12 protein-coding genes are annotated in these 16,449 nt (G+C 53.4%); 5 read left to right on the top strand and 7 right to left on the bottom strand.

Annotated features, from left to right (window positions below):
• Positions 1-64: 64 nt before the first annotated feature.
• The 5 genes from pgi to serB all read left to right on the top strand — a co-directional run bounded on the left by pgi (position 65) and on the right by serB (position 9,490).
• Positions 65-1,759 carry a glucose-6-phosphate isomerase gene (gene pgi / locus IR195_RS13000; protein ID WP_206047745.1) on the top strand — a complete coding sequence of 565 codons (1,695 nt, stop codon included), beginning with the start codon at positions 65-67 and terminating at the stop codon, positions 1,757-1,759.
• Positions 1,760-1,928: 169 nt separating this feature from the next.
• A complete protein-coding gene (gene parE, locus IR195_RS12995) occupies positions 1,929-3,824 on the top strand; it encodes a DNA topoisomerase IV subunit B (RefSeq protein ID WP_206047744.1) in 1,896 nt (631 codons plus the stop codon).
• A 159-nt stretch (positions 3,825-3,983) separates the two neighbouring features.
• On the top strand, positions 3,984-5,951 hold the full coding sequence (locus IR195_RS12990) for a methyl-accepting chemotaxis protein (protein ID WP_206047743.1): 1,968 nt from the start codon (positions 3,984-3,986) through the stop codon (positions 5,949-5,951).
• A 74-nt stretch (positions 5,952-6,025) separates the two neighbouring features.
• Positions 6,026-8,281: a DNA topoisomerase IV subunit A gene (gene parC / locus IR195_RS12985; protein WP_213017518.1), complete on the top strand. Its 2,256-nt coding sequence runs from the start codon at positions 6,026-6,028 to the stop codon at positions 8,279-8,281.
• A 3-nt stretch (positions 8,282-8,284) separates the two neighbouring features.
• Positions 8,285-9,490, top strand: coding sequence for a phosphoserine phosphatase SerB (serB, locus tag IR195_RS12980; RefSeq protein WP_146943266.1), 1,206 nt, complete (start codon positions 8,285-8,287; stop codon positions 9,488-9,490).
• Between the two features lie 49 nt (positions 9,491-9,539).
• On the opposite strand, the gene IR195_RS12975 is transcribed toward serB, so the two are convergent.
• The 7 genes from IR195_RS12975 to IR195_RS12945 form a co-directional block, all read right to left on the bottom strand.
• Entirely contained in the window at positions 9,540-10,373 is an 834-nt protein-coding gene (locus IR195_RS12975; protein ID WP_338073756.1) for a DUF6694 family lipoprotein, read from the bottom strand.
• A 143-nt stretch (positions 10,374-10,516) separates the two neighbouring features.
• On the bottom strand, positions 10,517-10,903 hold the full coding sequence (locus IR195_RS12970; protein ID WP_125749297.1) for a Na+/H+ antiporter subunit G: 387 nt from the start codon (positions 10,901-10,903) through the stop codon (positions 10,517-10,519).
• Between the two features lie 28 nt (positions 10,904-10,931).
• Positions 10,932-11,201, bottom strand: coding sequence for a K+/H+ antiporter subunit F (locus IR195_RS12965; RefSeq protein WP_125749294.1), 270 nt, complete (start codon positions 11,199-11,201; stop codon positions 10,932-10,934).
• On the bottom strand, positions 11,195-11,692 hold the full coding sequence (locus tag IR195_RS12960; protein ID WP_146943268.1) for a Na+/H+ antiporter subunit E: 498 nt from the start codon (positions 11,690-11,692) through the stop codon (positions 11,195-11,197). The genes IR195_RS12965 and IR195_RS12960 overlap by 7 nt, the downstream gene beginning before the upstream one ends.
• A complete protein-coding gene (locus tag IR195_RS12955) occupies positions 11,689-13,200 on the bottom strand; it encodes a monovalent cation/H+ antiporter subunit D (RefSeq protein ID WP_206047742.1) in 1,512 nt (503 codons plus the stop codon). Before IR195_RS12955 ends, IR195_RS12960 begins: the two co-directional genes overlap by 4 nt.
• Complete coding sequence (locus IR195_RS12950) at positions 13,197-13,529, bottom strand: Na+/H+ antiporter subunit C (protein WP_125749285.1); 333 nt, start codon at positions 13,527-13,529, stop codon at positions 13,197-13,199. The genes IR195_RS12955 and IR195_RS12950 overlap by 4 nt, the downstream gene beginning before the upstream one ends.
• Positions 13,529-16,360 carry a monovalent cation/H+ antiporter subunit A gene (locus IR195_RS12945; protein ID WP_125749283.1) on the bottom strand — a complete coding sequence of 944 codons (2,832 nt, stop codon included), beginning with the start codon at positions 16,358-16,360 and terminating at the stop codon, positions 13,529-13,531. The genes IR195_RS12950 and IR195_RS12945 overlap by 1 nt, the downstream gene beginning before the upstream one ends.
• Positions 16,361-16,449: the final 89 nt, after the last annotated feature.

Genomic DNA, 16,449 nt, shown 5'->3' with positions numbered 1-16,449 from the left:
CACCAGAACAGACCTGTTTATAACAGATTCCTGCCGCACGGAAGGACGCCAAAGGAGAGGGCATATGGCTTCAGCAGCACGCACAACCCCCGATACACTACCCGCATGGCAGATGTTGAAGCATCATGCTGACACGCTACAGCACGTACACTTAAAAAATTTGTTCGGTGACGACGACAGTCGCTGGTTGAACTTTACGCGCCAAGTGGCAGGTTTAACCTTGGATTTATCAAAACAGCGTTGGGATGACGACACCCTTGAACACTTGCTGGCGCTGGCGCATGAAGCAGGAATGCCTGGGGCGATTGATGCCCTGCTGAGTGGCAAACGTGTCAACGTTAGCGAAAATCGCCCCGCTCTACACACCGCTTTACGCTTACCTGCTGATGCCACGCTTGAAGTAGAAGGGGAAGATGTAGTGGCCGCTGTGCATGACAGCCTTGCCCACATGGAGCGCTTGGTGCAACGCTTGCAGGCGGGGCAGTGGCGGGGGGCAACCGGTAAGCCGATCCGTCATGTGGTGAATTTAGGTGTCGGCGGCTCGGATCTTGGCCCGTTAATGGTCACCCATGCGCTGGCAGATTATCGCCCAAAAGAGGGTCACCCATTGGACGTGCACTTTGCGTCTACCATGGATGGCTCCCAACTGGCGGATTATCTAAGTCGCTTTAACCCTGAAACAACCCTGTTTGTTTTATCGTCCAAGTCGTTTACCACTATCGACACGCTCTCCAATGCCAATACGGCCAAAGACTGGCTGTTAGGAAGGCTATCTGAGCATGGCGATCTTCCCAGTGCCGCGCCATTAAGCGCAGCGTTAATTGTTCGCCAGCACTTCATTGGTGTGTCGGCGAACCCTGAAAAGATGAGTGAGTGGGGTATTTCCTCCGATCACCAGCTGATGTTCTGGGATTGGGTCGGCGGGCGCTACTCCCTGTGGGGCACCATTGGCCTACCTATTGCGCTCGTTGTCGGCATGGATAACTTTCGCGAACTGTTGGCGGGGGGCCATGCAATGGACTGCCACTTCCGTGATGCACCAATGGAAGAAAACCTGCCAGTATTGCTGGGGTTAGCGGGTATCTGGAACGTCAATTTCCTGGATATTCGTGCCCATTCGATACTGCCCTACGATGGGCGCTTAGAGTACTTTGCTGCCTATCTTGAACAGCTTGAGATGGAGTCCAACGGTAAGTCAGTGACTCGCCAAGGCCAGGCAGTGAATTATTCAACGTGTCCGGTACTTTGGGGGCAGCTTGGTCCCAACGCGCAACACGCCTTTTATCAGTTACTTCACCAGGGCACCCAGCCAGTGGTGTGCGATTTTATAGCGCCGCTGAAGCGCTACGATGAGGTGGAAGACCCGGATACGCGTCGCCATCTAAAGGCACAGCACCGCCTAGCGCTGGCGAACTGCTTTGCTCAGTCACGAGTACTGATGCTGGGGGATGACGCCCTAGAGGATGATGGCCCCCGCCCAGAGCACAAGCGCTACCGTGGGAACCAGCCCTCTACAACGGTCCTGTTGGATAAGCTAACACCCTTTACATTGGGGGCACTGATTGCCCTGTATGAGCACAAAGTGTTTGTACAGGCGGTCATTTGGGATATTAACCCGTTTGATCAGTGGGGCGTTGAGCTAGGTAAGAAAATTGCCACCGACACCCAGGCGATCATTGATGGCGGCGGTGATATTTCCCGTATGGATGCTTCCAGCCGCGGCTTGATAGAGGCGTTTTGGGCAGCGGAGCAGGAGTAGCACGCTATTGTGATTTTCATGGCTGGATATACAGCTTTTTGCTTTTCCGCTATCCTGTGCCCTTTTGCCAGCCGCTAATGACTCGTTGCAGTACGTTTTGTTTCAGTACGCTTTGTTTCAAGTACTTAACAGCGGCTGCTAGCGCTATTTTTTTAGGAACCGATGTTACATGACCCAGTTTGATGCCTCCCAGTACGGCGCGAGTTCCATCGAAGTCCTGTCAGGGCTCGAGCCGGTGCGTAAGCGTCCCGGTATGTACACCGACACCTCGCGGCCCAATCACTTAGCTCAAGAGGTGATTGATAATAGTGTCGATGAGGCTCTCGCTGGCCACGCAACGGCTATCAGCGTGGTGCTGCATAGCGATGGCGCCATCGAAGTGCAGGATAACGGCCGTGGCATGCCAATCGATATGCATCCTGAACATGGTGTGTCGGGTGTCGAGCTCATCTTCACTAAGCTCCACTCGGGTGGCAAATTTTCCTCTTCCAGTTATCGCTTCTCAGGTGGTTTGCATGGGGTTGGCGTATCGGTGGTTAATGCCTTATCGCGCCGTTTAGATGTTGAAGTTACGCGTAATGGCGCGCGCCATGCCATGGCCTTTGAGTTTGGCGAAAAAGTCGAAGAGCTACACGAAATTGGTAAAGCGGCGAAAAAAGCGACGGGCACTCTCGTGCGTTTCTGGCCCGATGAGAGCTACTTTGACAGCCCAAAGCTTGCCCTTTCAAAGTTAAAGCACTTGTTACGTGCCAAGGCCGTGCTGTGCCCTGGGCTGGCGGTGACGCTAGTAGAGCCTGATGGCACCAAAACGGAATGGGCCTATGCCGATGGCTTAAAGGACTACCTAGCTGAAGCTACCGATGGCTATGAAGTGGTGCCGAATGAACCCTTTGTAGGCCATTTTAGCGACGATGAGCATGGCGTTGATTGGGCGATTCAGTGGTTGCCCGAAGGCGGCGACGCATTGTTGGAAAGCTACGTGAACCTGATTCCCACGCCCCAGGGCGGCACCCATGTTAATGGCTTCCGTTCAGGATTGTTGGAAGCGCTGCGGGAGTTCTGTGAATACCGCAGCCTGTTGCCCCGCGGCATTAAGCTGACCGCCGACGATTTATGGGAGCGGGCTTCCTTCGTGCTTTCGGTTAAAATGCTTGATCCTCAGTTTGCCGGGCAGACCAAAGAGCGGCTCTCCTCACGCACGATTGCGGGCTTCGTGTCGGGGGTGTTGAAAGATGCTTTCTCGCTTTGGCTTAACCACCACATTGAACAGGCCGAACAGCTGGCCGAAATGGTGATCAGCGCCGCTCAGCAGCGCCAGAAAAAGTCCAAAAAGGTCGCCCGTAAAAAAGTGACTTCTGGCCCCGCGCTACCAGGCAAACTGGCTGACTGTTCCGGTCAAGACCCTGCCCTTAGTGAGCTGTTTTTAGTCGAGGGCGACTCGGCAGGTGGTAGCGCCAAACAAGCGCGCAACCGTGAAACTCAAGCCATTCTTCCGCTGCGCGGAAAAATCCTCAATACCTGGGAAGTCGATACCCACGATATCTATGGCTCTCAGGAAGTGCACGATATTGCTGTGGCGATTGGCGCCGATCCCGGCAGCGCAGATCTTGAAAAACTGCGCTATCACAAAATTTGTATCCTGGCGGATGCGGACTCCGACGGCTTGCACATTGCAACGCTGTTGTGCGCGCTGTTTGTAAAGCACTTCCCCAGCCTTGTGGATGCTGGGCATGTGTTTGTTGCCATGCCACCGCTTTATCGAATCGACTTAGGTAAAGAAGTGCACTACGCCCTGGATGAGAGCGAGAAAGCTGCCATTCTCAAGCAGTTGGCGAAAAAGCGTGGCACACCCAACGTTCAGCGCTTTAAAGGCTTGGGTGAAATGAGTCCGCTACAGCTGCGTGAGACCACTATGTCAGTGGAAACCCGTCGTTTGGTGCAGTTAACGCTGGATGAGGGCGATGGCACGATGGAAATGATGGATATGTTGCTGGCCAAGAAACGTGCCGGTGACCGCAAAAAGTGGCTGGAGGATTACGGTAATCTGGCTGATGTAGAGGTGTAGTGACCGCTATACCAGTTGTAAACACCAGAGGTGTCAGCCGAACCTGCTGAGCAAACGTTAACAGGCATTATTACAGTGCCATGTTATTTGGCCGATAGTTGAATAGGTAGCCTACATACTAAGACGCGTAAAAAAACGCTCATAGACAGGGGAATAACTTTGTTCAACACAATCTCTCGGCAGTTAACGTTGTCTGCAGTGGTGCTCACACTACTCATGGCTGTCAGTATTTACGGCGTGATGGCTTGGCGTGGCCAGCCATTGGTGATCGATGCAAGCCAGTCATTGATTGAGCGGACGGGTGGCTCTATCGTGAATGCGCTGAATGGCCAGTTGGCTCGCGTCGAGGGGAATACCTCGAGCTTAGCAGCGCTGGCCGAGTCGCTTCCCCAAGATGAAGCGATTTACCGGCAAGCACTGCCTAATGTGGTCGATGATAACGGCAATATGACGATTGCCGGAGGCGGTATTTGGCCTGAGCCAGGCGCATTTTCGCCAGGTGTTGAGCGCTTTAGTTTTTTCTGGGCACGGAATGCTCAGGGAACGTTGGAGTTTCTGGATGACTACAACGCAAGCACTATTGCGCCTTATCATGACGAAGCATGGTACAGCAGTGCCCGCGATGCCACGCCAGGGCAGTGCGTTTGGTCTGCTGCGTACCGCGACCCAGCGACAGGGGTTGCCATGGTGACCTGTAGTGTTCCGTATTATATCGATGGCGCTTTTTCAGGAGTGGCGACCATTGATATGCAGCTAGGCGGTGTGGCTGAGTTTCTTGCAGAAAATGGCGGTGGCACAGGCGGCTACGCCTTTGTACTAGATAAGGAACACAACGTCGTTGACCTGCCGGGGGTAGAGCAAGCCTCGGATGAGATGAAGCGTTTAGCGGACGTTGCCCGTGATATGCCCTGGCTTCAGCCCGTTGTTACGGCGATCACGGCTGGCCGTGAACAAGCGAGTGTCGAAAACGCAGGCGTGTTAGCAGAACCTGCAGAGGTGCGTTTGTTTGATATGCCACGTACGGGGTGGACGCTAGGGTTAGTAACGCCTAGCGAGCAGGTTACGGCTTTGGCACGCACGCTAACACGTGATCTGCTGCTATTTATTGTCCCCTTACTGGCACTCTTGCTGGGGCTTGGATGGTGGGGCGGTCGCATTTTGCTAGCGCAAATACGCAGTACTACCCGCCAAATCGATCAGCTAGGGCAGGATGACTCGAGTCGCGAGCTGACGATCTATCGCGAGGATGAGATTGGCGAGCTGCGCCGAGCTGTTAATCGATACTCGGAGAAGCTACAGCGGCTATTTGGTGACGTGCGGAGTGTGGCCGATGCCATTGCCAGCGAGTCTACTGAAATTGCGGCAGGTAATACGGAGCTTTCTAGCCGAACAGAACAGCAGGCGGCTTCTCTTCAGGAGACGTCATCAACGATGGAAGAGATGGCGGCTACGGTGAAGCGCAACGCTGATAACGCTCAAGAGGCAGACCTGCGGGCAAAAGAGTCAGCGGATAAAGTGAAGCGCGGCGGCCAACAGGTATCGAGGCTGGCGCAATCCATGGAAGCGATCAACGAAAGTTCTGTTGAAGTCGCTTCAATTGTTCAAGTAATTGAAAATATTGCTTTTCAAACCAATATATTAGCGCTGAATGCCTCAGTAGAAGCAGCGCGTGCGGGTGAGCACGGAAGAGGCTTTGCGGTGGTTGCCAGTGAAGTACGTGAGCTTGCTTCGCGTAGTGCTACATCGGCCAGAAATATTAATGAGCTGATCAAAACCACCTCTGAGCAGATCGCGACGGGCAGCGGTTATGCTCAACAAGCTGAGTCGGCTATGAAAGAGATTGTGGGCGCCATTGAGGAAGTAACGGCACGCATTAGCGAAATCAGCCAAGCTTCCAGCGAACAAACCAATGGCATTGATGAGATTAACCGTGCGGTAACGCAGATGGATACGGTGACCCAGCAGAATGCGGGTTTGGTTAGCCAAGCCGCAGGGGCTGCTAATGAACTGTCGTTACAAGCCCAGCGCTTAAAAGGCTTGCTAGACGAGTTTCACGGCGGTGCGCAAGCGGCATCCCAGGCTCCAGCACTGTCGAATGCATCGCATGAAAAGTATCAATTAACATAGCGTGCCATGCTAAGTGGCCGCGTGTCCGCTTATCAGCCGCCCCGACTGGGGCGGTTTTGTTGTTAAGGTAGGATATGATCGACATGGATATTCAGGTAGCAGAGGGTGACGTCGAACGGCTGTCCCTGCGCGATTACACCGAAAAAGCGTACCTCGACTACTCGATGTACGTCATTTTAGACCGCGCCTTGCCCAATATTGGCGATGGGATGAAACCTGTGCAGCGGCGGATTATTTACGCCATGCGTGAATTGGCGCTACACGCCAATGCCAAGTACAAAAAGTCGGCGCGTACTGTCGGTGATGTACTGGGTAAGTTTCACCCCCATGGCGACGGCGCGTGCTATGAAGCAATGGTGCTAATGGCCCAGTCGTTTAGCTATCGCTATCCACTGGTAGATGGGCAAGGCAACTGGGGGAGTCCTGATGACCCCAAATCCTTTGCCGCCATGCGCTATACCGAAGCCAAGCTGTCTAAGTTTGCAGAAGTGCTGCTTAGCGAGTTAGGTCAGGGTAACGTAGACTGGACTCCCAATTTCGATGGCACGATGCAAGAGCCGGTAGTGCTTCCAGCGCGTTTGCCGCACGTGTTACTCAACGGCGGGACTGGCATCGCGGTGGGGATGGCAACCGATATTCCACCTCACAACGTGTCTGAGGTGGTGGAGGCAACCTGCCACCTGTTGCGGAACCCGGCAGCGACCACTGTCGACCTGATGGAATTTGTACCGGCCCCCGACTTTCCTACCGATGCCGAAATCATCACGCCGAAAGCAGACCTGCGTAAGCTCTACGAGTCAGGTCGTGGTTCGGTCAAGCTGCGCGCTCGCTATGTGCGCGAAGAGGCCAATATCGTGATTACCGCGGTGCCTTATCAGGTCAGCGGTGCCAAAGTGCTGGAGCAGATCGCCGCGCAAATGCAGGCCAAAAAGCTGCCGATGGTAGCCGACCTGCGTGATGAGTCGACCCATGAAGAGCCTACTCGCCTGGTAATTGAGCCTCGTTCTAACCGCGTGGATGTTGAAGCCCTGATGGCGCACTTGTTTGCCACCACGGATTTAGAAAAGAACGTGCGGGTGAACATGAACGTGATCGGCCTGGATGGCCGCCCCCGGGTGATGCCGCTACCCGATATGCTGAGCGAGTGGTTGCGCTTTAGGCGAGCGACAGTACGCCGTCGTTTAGAGCATCGTTTAGGTAAAGTCGAAGATCGTCTACATATTCTTGAAGGCCTGCTAACGGCTTACCTCAACCTTGATGAAGTGATCCGTATTATTCGTGAAGAGGATGAGCCTAAGCCAGCATTGATTGCTGCGTTTGGTCTTTCTGAGCGGCAAGCCGAGGCGATCCTGGAGCTGCGACTGCGCCATCTTGCCAAGCTGGAAGAGATGAAAATTCGCGGCGAACAAGATGAGCTGGAAAAAGAGCGCAAGTCGCTGCAAGGCTTGTTGGGTAGTGAAGCTAAGCTAACCACGTTAATTGAAAAAGAGATCCGTGCGGCGGGTAAAGAGCATGGTGATGCGCGTCGTTCGCCGCTGGTTGAGCGTAGTGAAGCAAAAGCGCTCTCTGAAGTAGAGTTGTTAGGCGCTGACCCGATTACCGTCGTGTTGTCGGAAAAAGGCTGGATTCGTGCGGCGAAAGGCCATGATATTGATCCGGAAGGGCTCTCCTATAAGGCCGGCGATAGTTTCCAACTAGCGGCTCGGGGTAAAACCAATCAACCCTTGGTGCTGCTAGATGACACTGGCCGTGCCTATACCCTAGCGGCGCATAACTTACCTAGTGCCCGAGGTCAGGGGGAACCGGTTACCGGCCGTGTCAACGTATCGGCAGGTGCGCGCATGGCAGGGCTAATGCTGGCGCCGCCCACTAAACGCTACGTATTGGCCAGTGATGGTGGTTATGGCTTTATCGCGCAGCTTGAGGCTCTGACAGGTAAAAATAAAGCCGGTAAAGCGGTGCTAAGTGTTCCGAAAGGGTGCAGCGTTATGGCGCCAGTGGAAGTGCCGGAAGGCCAAGGCCATTGGGTTGCATCGGTTTCCAATGAAGGCAGGCTGCTGCTGTTCCCGTTAGACCAATTACCTGAAATGGCTAAAGGGAAAGGCAATAAAATGCTCGACATTCCCGGCCCGCGTGCGGCTCGCCGTGAAGAGTTCGTGCGTGATATTGCCGTTGTGGCAGAGGGGTGTGAACTCATTATTCATGCCGGTAAGCGTAAGCTAACCCTGAAGGCCGACGATCTCGCGTATTATCGTGGTGAGCGCGGTAGGCGAGGCAGTAAACTGCCCCGCGGTTTCCAAAAAGTAGATTGTTTAGAGGCAGGGGAGTAAGTCATGGCAACACGTTATTTGATTCGTGCGACCGGGGTTGCGCGCCCGGGGCAGTTAGCTGGCCTGGGAAATGCGTTGGCGGCTGGGCGTGCCCGGCTGTTGGATATTAATCAAAGCGTGACGTTTGGCATGCTCTCTTTGGAAATACTGGTGGGGCTTGATCAGGACAGCGCTTTAGAAGCCGCGCTTAGTGAAGCGGGAGATACGCTCGGTTTAGACGTGCAGGCAATAGCGGTAAGTGGTGACGATTATCAGCGCTGGAGTGAGCAAGCCAGCCAACCGAGACTCATCTTAAGCCTGTTAGCCCCCAAGCTGCCTGCCGGCATATTAGCTGAAGTAGGGGCGCTGACCGCAGAGTTTGGCCTCACCGTTGAGCTAATTCACCGTCTTTCAGGCCGCGAAGCGCTTGAGGGAGATTCGCCGGCTAACGGTGCTTGCGTTGAGTGTTGGCTCAGAGGAAGCGATGCAGAACTAGAAACCCTACGCGAGAAGGCGCTTGCGCTAGGTGCCCAGCATGGTGTCGATATTGCTATTCAAGAAGATACTATCTGGCGTCGGCATCGTCGTTTAGTGTGTTTTGATATGGACTCGACGCTGATCAAGACCGAGGTGATTGATGAGCTGGCTCGCCGCCATGGCGTTGGAGATGAAGTTGCCGAGGTGACCGAGCGAGCGATGCGTGGCGAGCTTGATTTTCAAGAAAGCTTCCGCGAGCGTATGAGTAAACTGGCGGGTCTAGATGAGTCGGTCTTAAAAGAGATTGCTGCCGAGCTGCCATTAATGGACGGCGTTGAGCGGCTAATGGCGAACTTAAAGCGCTTTGGTTACCGCACGGTGATATTGTCCGGGGGCTTTAGCTACTTTGCTCGCCATCTTCAGGAAAAGCTCGGTTTTGACGAAATCCACGCCAACGAGCTGGTCATTGAAAATGGCAAAGTAACCGGTGATGTGAAAGAACCGATTGTTGATGCGCAACGCAAGGCCGATCTATTAGAGCAAATCGCGCTACGGGAAGGCTTTACTTTAGAGCAGACCATTGCCGTTGGTGATGGTGCCAACGATCTGAAAATGTTGGCAAAAGCGGGGCTGGGGATTGCGTTTCGCGCCAAGCCGGTGGTTCGCGCGCAAGCTCGCCAAGCAATTTCAACGTTGGGAATTGATGCGGTACTGTATTTAATTGGCTATCGGGAAGCTGATCTGATCGACTGACGTATCACGCCGCTAAGTGAACAGGCGGTGCCTTAGCACCGCCTTAGCCCTAGTTGGCCGTATGGCCGTTAACACCGCCATATTCCGCGCGCAGGGCTTCTAGTTTGGCGGCCTCATTTTCGCTAAGCGGTGGTGAGTTCCAAAGGGGTTCACCTTGCGCATTATTTACCCCCTCTAGCGTTAGGGTTAGCTGTGAATCGCGGGGGATCTGATTATTACCCCAGGGGCCGAAGCGGTTGGGGGCAAGACTCCATTGGGCGGTCTCGCCGGGGGCTAGGCCACCAGCAATAACATAGTAAAACGTTTCATCTACCCAGGGTGTCTCGTGTCCTGGGCTGGTCAATACGCCGTGTAAAAACAGTTCCGATACCTCTTGGTCAGAGCCATTCGTTACCTGAAGGTCAATGACTGGTTCGAATGCGCCATAGGGGCTGGTGCTGATGTAGTAATCGGCGCTTTCAATGCTTACCCGGGCGCGCTGTTGTTGGTCGTGTTCTGCTCGCGCTTGTTTGGTTTCTAGTCGATCAAGCGTTTGAAGCGCCTGCTCGCGTTCGCGGGCACGGCGCTCACGCAGCATTTTATCGGCGCGCTCTATAATCTCATCGCCCGTTAGGCCATGCATGTAGGCATTCGCCGACTCGGCAATTTCGGCGGCATTCATACGCTGAGCATTGAGTAAGTCGATGCCGTTAAACGATGACATGGCAATGATCGTTAATGCTTGATCAAACTCATCGCGCTTGTAGGCGGGGAGTGAGTCGCGAACTTTCTCAACGGATACCACGGCGGCTGGCATTGAGCTTGTGTCTATTTTGGGGTCTGAGCAACCCGCTATCATCAACGTGGTTAATGACAGTGCCGACAACCTAAGCAGGCTCCACATATAATTACCTCAAAACAGGCTAACAAAACGCAAGGAGCTTACCGGAAAGTGTCGCTTCCCACTACTATCTCGCGTCGCTGACATATAAAAAGCGCTGGCGTTTCGGCCAGCGCTTGTCAGTCAAGAACGGCTGTTCCTGCCTTTTAGCCATGTCCCTTGTCAGGGTGTGGGACAGGCTTTTCACCGACTTCTTCTGAGCGAAGTTCTACCGGTTTGCCCTGGGTTTTATCTATATGTTTGAGTTGCAGATGAAGCCCCGTTTTGGCGAGCAAGTGAGCACTTACCGGTGCGGTAATGAATAAAAACAGCGTGATCAACAGTTCTTGAACGTCAGGCTTACCATCGATACTCCAAAAGTAACCCATTGAGGCGACAAGCATGCAGCCTATGCCGAGTGTGGTGGCCTTGGTGGGGCCATGCAGGCGCATGTAGAAGTCTCTTAGATGAGCAAGACCCAGCGAGCCGATAAACACGAAAATACCGCCCGCGACCAATAGTAATGAAATCAGCGCTTCGACAAAAAACGACATTGGCGCATCTCCTGAGACGTTACACGGTTCATTCGATAATATCCCCGCGTAAAATGTACTTACAAACGGCCACTGTGCTGATAAAACCAAGCATGGCAATTAACAGCGCAGACTCAAAATAGGTCTTGCTGTTGAGCCATAGTCCCAGCAGCACGATCAGCGCAATTGAATTGACATACATAGTGTCGAGCGCCAGTACGCGATCAGGCAGGTCGGGGCCAATGGTTAGACGATAAAGATTCATCAATAGCGCCATAACGACTAGCGCTAAAGCAATCACGAGTGCGGCGCTTAGCATTCGTAAATCTCCTTAAGAGGGCGCTCATAGCGCTCGCGAATTTGGGCAATTAAAGCGTCCTCGTCGTCTACATCAAGTGCATGAATGAGCAACGATTTTCCGTCCATCCTCAAGTTCGCTGAAACTGTTCCTGGGGTTAGGCTGATAGTGCTTGCGAGAAGCGTAATAGTGAAGCGTTCCTCAAGCATCAGCGGGTATTCAATAAAGTGAGGTTTGACTTTACGCCAAGGGTTAGCAATTAAGTACGCAACTTCGAAGTTGGCGATGACGATATCGCCTAATACGCGAAACGCAAAACGCAGCAGTTTAAACGGCTTGCCAATGCGAGGACGTGCGTCCCAAAAGCGATGGGTCAATAACGGAATAAGGATGGCCAGCGCGCCGCCTAGCACAATCTGGCCGAATGCAAAGCTACGCACAAGCAGTAGCCATACCAACAGCAGTAGCAGCGATAGTACCGGCGTAGGGAGCCAAGCGCGGGGGGCAATCATTGGGTGTCTCCAGCATCAGGCAGAAGCGAATTAATCAACAGCTGCGGGTTGGCCAACTGCTCTCCCGTGGCTTGGGTGTAGCTGCTTACGGGCCCTGCAAAGGCCACCATTAGGGGGGCCGCGCTAAGTAGCCACAGCATACCAATCCATTGGTAACGAGAGAGGTTGCTGCCGCTTGGGCTGCCACGGTGGCTGCGCCAAAACAGCGTAGAGCCTGCGCGAGATAGCGCAATTAACGACGCCAGGCTCGTTAATAGTAGCAGCGGCCAAAGCCACAGACGCTCGCTACCTTCGGCGGCGTTAAGCATGAGAGCCTTCCCCAACGCACCGGATAGCGGCGGTAACCCGGCCACGGCAATAGCACCGATAAAAAAGGTCAGCGCCAGTGCATTGCCTTGCACCAATGGTCGGCCTTTAACAATGCGCGTGCCGGGTTTGCCCCGCTGTAGGCCAATCATTTCCGCTAACAGGAAAAGTCCGCCGGTAATCAGCGTGGTGTGAATGAGGTAATAGAGGAGTGCTGATGTCGCGGCAGGAGAGCGCATGCCAATGCCAGCCAATAGCGTGCCTACCGAAATAAGTACCAGATACGCTACCAGCAGGCGTAAATCGCGTGCGGCGATAACGCCAACACCCGCTGCGGCTAACGTTGCTAGCGCTAACCACCATACCCAGGGCTGCTCCAATGCGACTAAACCACCGGCCTGATCGCTGAATATCAGTGAATAAACGCGCAAAATCGCGTAAATACCCACCTTCGTCATAATAGCGAATAGCGCTGCCACGGGAGCGGGAGCAGCTGCATAAGCGCGGGGAAGCCAAAAGTAGAGTGGTAAAATAGCCGCTTTTAAACCGAACACCACCAGCAGCATTAATGCCCCGGCGGTGACTAAGCCTTCGCGTTCGGCGGGCAGGCTAGCTAGCTTATGCGCCATATCGGCCATGTTCAGCGTGCCCGTTGCACCATATAAAATGCCTACGGCGATTAGAAACAGTGAGGAGCCCGCTAGGTTAAGTACGACATAGTGAACACTGGCTTGGATACGTGCTTTGCCACCACCGTGTAGCAGTAAGGCGTAAGAGGCCAGGAGGAGTACTTCGAAAAATACGAAGAGGTTAAACAGGTCGCCGGTTAAAAAGGCCCCGTTAATGCCAAGCAATTGCCATTGAAATAGGCCATGGAAGTTACTGCCTTTTTCATCATCACCGCCGCAAGCAAAAATGACCGCACCGACCGCTAAAATAGCGGTGACTAGCAACATCAATGCCGACAAGCGATCCAACACCAGTACCACGCCAAACGGGGGCTGCCAGTCGCCCAGCGCGTAGTAAGTAATGTCACCACTTGCTGCTTGGTTGACCAGCGCTATTGAGACGAGCAGCAAGAGTATCGAAGCGACAACGCTGACAATACGCTTATAGTGTACTAAGCCCTGGCGTTGATAAAGCAACAAAATACCCGCGACTAACGGTAGCACCACGGGTAATACAATCAGATGCTGGATCATTCGTGGTCTTCCTTTTTGCCGTCGACATGGTCGTTACCTACTTCGCTGCGTGCACGCATGGCCAGGATGACCACAAAGGCGGTCATCGCAAAACCAATCACGATCGCTGTTAATACCAGTGCCTGGGGCAGCGGGTCAGCAATGTCCGTGCTTTCATTGACCAGGGCGGCGCCATCCGTGGTTAAGCCGCCCATGGAAAACAAAAATAGATTGACCGCATAGGAGAGCAGCGTCAGACCCACCACAACGGGAAACGTACGCCCGCGCAGTATTAGATAGAGTCCGCACGCAGTTAATATGCCCGTTGTAATGGCATAGAGCATTTCCATTAGTGGGACTCCTTGTTAGTGGGCGTACTCGAATCATCGCTTGTTTTGGGTTCGGTGACGGGGCGGTGTGGGGTGGTGACTTTACCCAGGTTGGCCAGAATCATCAGCGTTGCACCGACAACCGCTAAATAAACGCCAAGATCAAATAGCAGGGCAGTAGCCAGTTCAAAGGTGCCAATCAGGGGCAGCGTAAAGTAACCGAATGATGAGGTCAGGAACGGATAGCCAAAAAGCCAGCTACCTAGCCCTGTAAGTGTTGCAATGGCAACACCTACCACCGCCACTGGCTGGAAGGGGAAGTTGAGGCGCTCTTGTGCCCACTCTACGCCGCGTGCCATATACAGCAAGATAAGGGCGACTGCCGTGATCAATCCGGCGATAAACCCGCCGCCAGGCTGGTTATGACCGCGCAAGAAGATAAACGCAGACACCAGCAGCGCCAGGGGCAGTAACGTCATAGAAATCGACGTTAAAATGGCGGGATAGCGATCAGGCGACCAAACACGGCCTTCGCCATCGCTATGGGGGATAAACAAACGCAGCCGGTTCAATAGTTTAAAGATGGCTAAGCCAGCAATGGCCAGCACCGTAATCTCGCCAAGCGTATCGAAACCACGGAAGTCGACCAAGATCACGTTGACAACGTTATATCCACCGCCGCCAGGTTTGCTGTTTTCAACGAAAAACTCAGAAATTGACAGCGTTTCACGGGTCATCACCGCATAGTTAAGGCTCGCTACCACTAAGCCTAATGCACCTGCCAGTAACATATCCCGGACGTTGCGCTTGGGGCTTGATTCACGCGGCGTTTTTTGGGGTAAGAAAAATAGCGCTAACATCAGCAGTATCATGGTAACAACCTCTACCGATAGCTGTGTCAGTGCTAAATCTGGGGCAGAAAAGCGTGCAAAGGTGAGCGCAACGAATAAGCCTACGACCGAAAGCATCAGCAATGAGATCAACCGGTATCGATGGGCTGCGGCTGTTGCTATTCCCCCAAAGATCAGCATGCCGGCACCTAATAAAACGATACCATCAATTGGTTGATTACCTTTTGAACCGGTTAGGCCTTCAATGTTCGCCAGGCCAATCACACCCATCAGTAACGCCGCGAAAAGTAACCAACCCATATAGCGCTGAAGCGAGTTTCCTTCCAGCTTGGTGATAAGCTGTTCGGCGCGATAACCCAGAGTGACGATAAAGCGCTCAAAGGTGCGGCGCGCATCAATACTGGGGAATGATTGCACAAAACGGCGTAGATTCTTATGGCGCCAGTAGAGCGTGATACCCACCACAAAGGCCAGCCCACTCATCATCAATGGTAAGTTGATGCCATGCCAAATAGCTAAATGGAAATCAAGCGGCTCGCCCAATACTGCATGGGTCGCCAGCTGTAAAATACCGGTGGCAAAAAAGGCCGGAAAGAGTCCAACTAAGACGCATAGAGCCACTAAGATTTCCACGGGCAGGCGCATTAAATGCGGTGGTTCGTGAGGCGCTTTAGGCGTTGCCTCTTTGGCTGGTTTATAAAAAACCGCATGCACCAAACGCAGTGAATAAGCCACCGAAAGAATGCCGCCTAACGTTGCCAGCGCGGGCAGTAACCAACTAAGCCCGCCTAGTACCGGGGTGGCTAGTGTTTCGGTAAAGAACATCTCTTTGGAAAGGAATCCGTTAAGTAACGGCACACCTGCCATGGCTGCGGCGGCCAATGTGGTCAACAGCGCTGTAACAGGCATCGCCTTTTTCAAGCCGCCTAATTGCTTAAGCTCTCGGGTACCCGTTTCATGGTCGATAATTCCTGCGCTCATAAACAGGGCCGCTTTGAAGGCCGCATGATTCAAAATATGAAACAGCGCTGCTAACACCGCCATCGGGCTACCAATACCCAATAATACGGTGATCAAGCCTAGGTGGCTGACGGTTGAGAACGCCAGAATTCCTTTTAGGTCGGTCTTAAACAGGGCGAACCAAGCACCGTAGAGTAGCGTGATAGTACCTATGAGCGGCACCACTACGCTCCAAAGTTCGCTGCCAGCAATCGCAGGGTGTAAGCGGGCCATCAGAAAAATACCTGCTTTTACCATGGTGGCTGAGTGCAGATACGCTGAGACTGGCGTCGGGGCCGCCATCGCATGAGGTAGCCAAAACTGGAAGGGAAACTGAGCCGATTTGGTAAATGCACCGAGTAGCACCAGCCCAAGCATCAGCGGATAGCGAGGATCGGCGACGATGGCAGCGCCGCTGCTAAGCACATCATCCATCCGATAGCTGCCGGCCATATCCCCCAGCAGTAGCAGGCCAGCTAACAGAGCCAAACCGCCAGCACCGGTAACGGTTAGCGCCATGCGGGCACCTTTGCGGGCATCAGTACGGTACGACCAAAAGCCAATCAGCAAAAATGACGAAAGGCTGGTTAGTTCCCAGAATAACCAGAGTAAGATGAGGTTGTCTGACATCGAAATGCCCACCATCGATGCCATAAACAGCATCAGAAAGGCATAAAAACGTCCAAATGGCTCCTCTTTGTCTAGGTAAAAATGTGCATACAATAAAATCAGCAGACCGATGCCAATAATCAAAAGATTAAACAGCAACGACAGGCCATCTAAACGAAATGCCAGCTCAAGGCCTAGCTCAGGCATCCATGCCGCGTTAAAACGCAGCGCTTCGCCTTTTAACAGGGCAGGGATCTGCAACAGTGTCAGCAGCAGGGCAACAGCGGGCAGTATGCTTGTCGCTAGCGAACACAGGGTGCGGCCGCGTTTGGCATTGAATGCCGGCACCAGCACGCCTAGCAGGGGCAGTAGGGCTATCCACAGCAGTGTCATGGGCTTATCCAGCGCAAAAAAATCGTGAAACACCAAGGCGGCAATGGCTACCTGGATGGCGGAGATACATCAAGTGAAACAACAAGATA

It is taken from the genome of Vreelandella venusta (assembly GCF_015689495.1).
Classification (GTDB): domain Bacteria; phylum Pseudomonadota; class Gammaproteobacteria; order Pseudomonadales; family Halomonadaceae; genus Vreelandella; species Vreelandella venusta.
This window is presented reverse-complemented; position numbering and strand designations above follow the sequence as displayed.

Excerpts from the sequence above, each read along its gene's own strand:
- parE (WP_206047744.1), top strand. The coding sequence starts at position 1,929 with ATGACCCAGTTTGATGCCTCCCAGTACGGCGCGAGTTCCATCGAAGTC.
- IR195_RS12945 (WP_125749283.1), bottom strand. The coding sequence starts at position 16,360 with ATGACACTGCTGTGGATAGCCCTACTGCCCCTGCTAGGCGTGCTGGTG.
- IR195_RS12950 (WP_125749285.1), bottom strand. The coding sequence starts at position 13,529 with ATGGAAATGCTCTATGCCATTACAACGGGCATATTAACTGCGTGCGGA.
- pgi (WP_206047745.1), top strand. The coding sequence starts at position 65 with ATGGCTTCAGCAGCACGCACAACCCCCGATACACTACCCGCATGGCAG.
- IR195_RS12955 (WP_206047742.1), bottom strand. The coding sequence starts at position 13,200 with ATGATCCAGCATCTGATTGTATTACCCGTGGTGCTACCGTTAGTCGCG.
- serB (WP_146943266.1), top strand. The coding sequence starts at position 8,285 with ATGGCAACACGTTATTTGATTCGTGCGACCGGGGTTGCGCGCCCGGGG.
- IR195_RS12970 (WP_125749297.1), bottom strand. The coding sequence starts at position 10,903 with ATGTCGTTTTTTGTCGAAGCGCTGATTTCATTACTATTGGTCGCGGGC.
- IR195_RS12965 (WP_125749294.1), bottom strand. The coding sequence starts at position 11,201 with ATGCTAAGCGCCGCACTCGTGATTGCTTTAGCGCTAGTCGTTATGGCG.
- parC (WP_213017518.1), top strand. The coding sequence starts at position 6,026 with ATGATCGACATGGATATTCAGGTAGCAGAGGGTGACGTCGAACGGCTG.
- IR195_RS12960 (WP_146943268.1), bottom strand. The coding sequence starts at position 11,692 with ATGATTGCCCCCCGCGCTTGGCTCCCTACGCCGGTACTATCGCTGCTA.
- IR195_RS12975 (WP_338073756.1), bottom strand. The coding sequence starts at position 10,373 with ATGTGGAGCCTGCTTAGGTTGTCGGCACTGTCATTAACCACGTTGATG.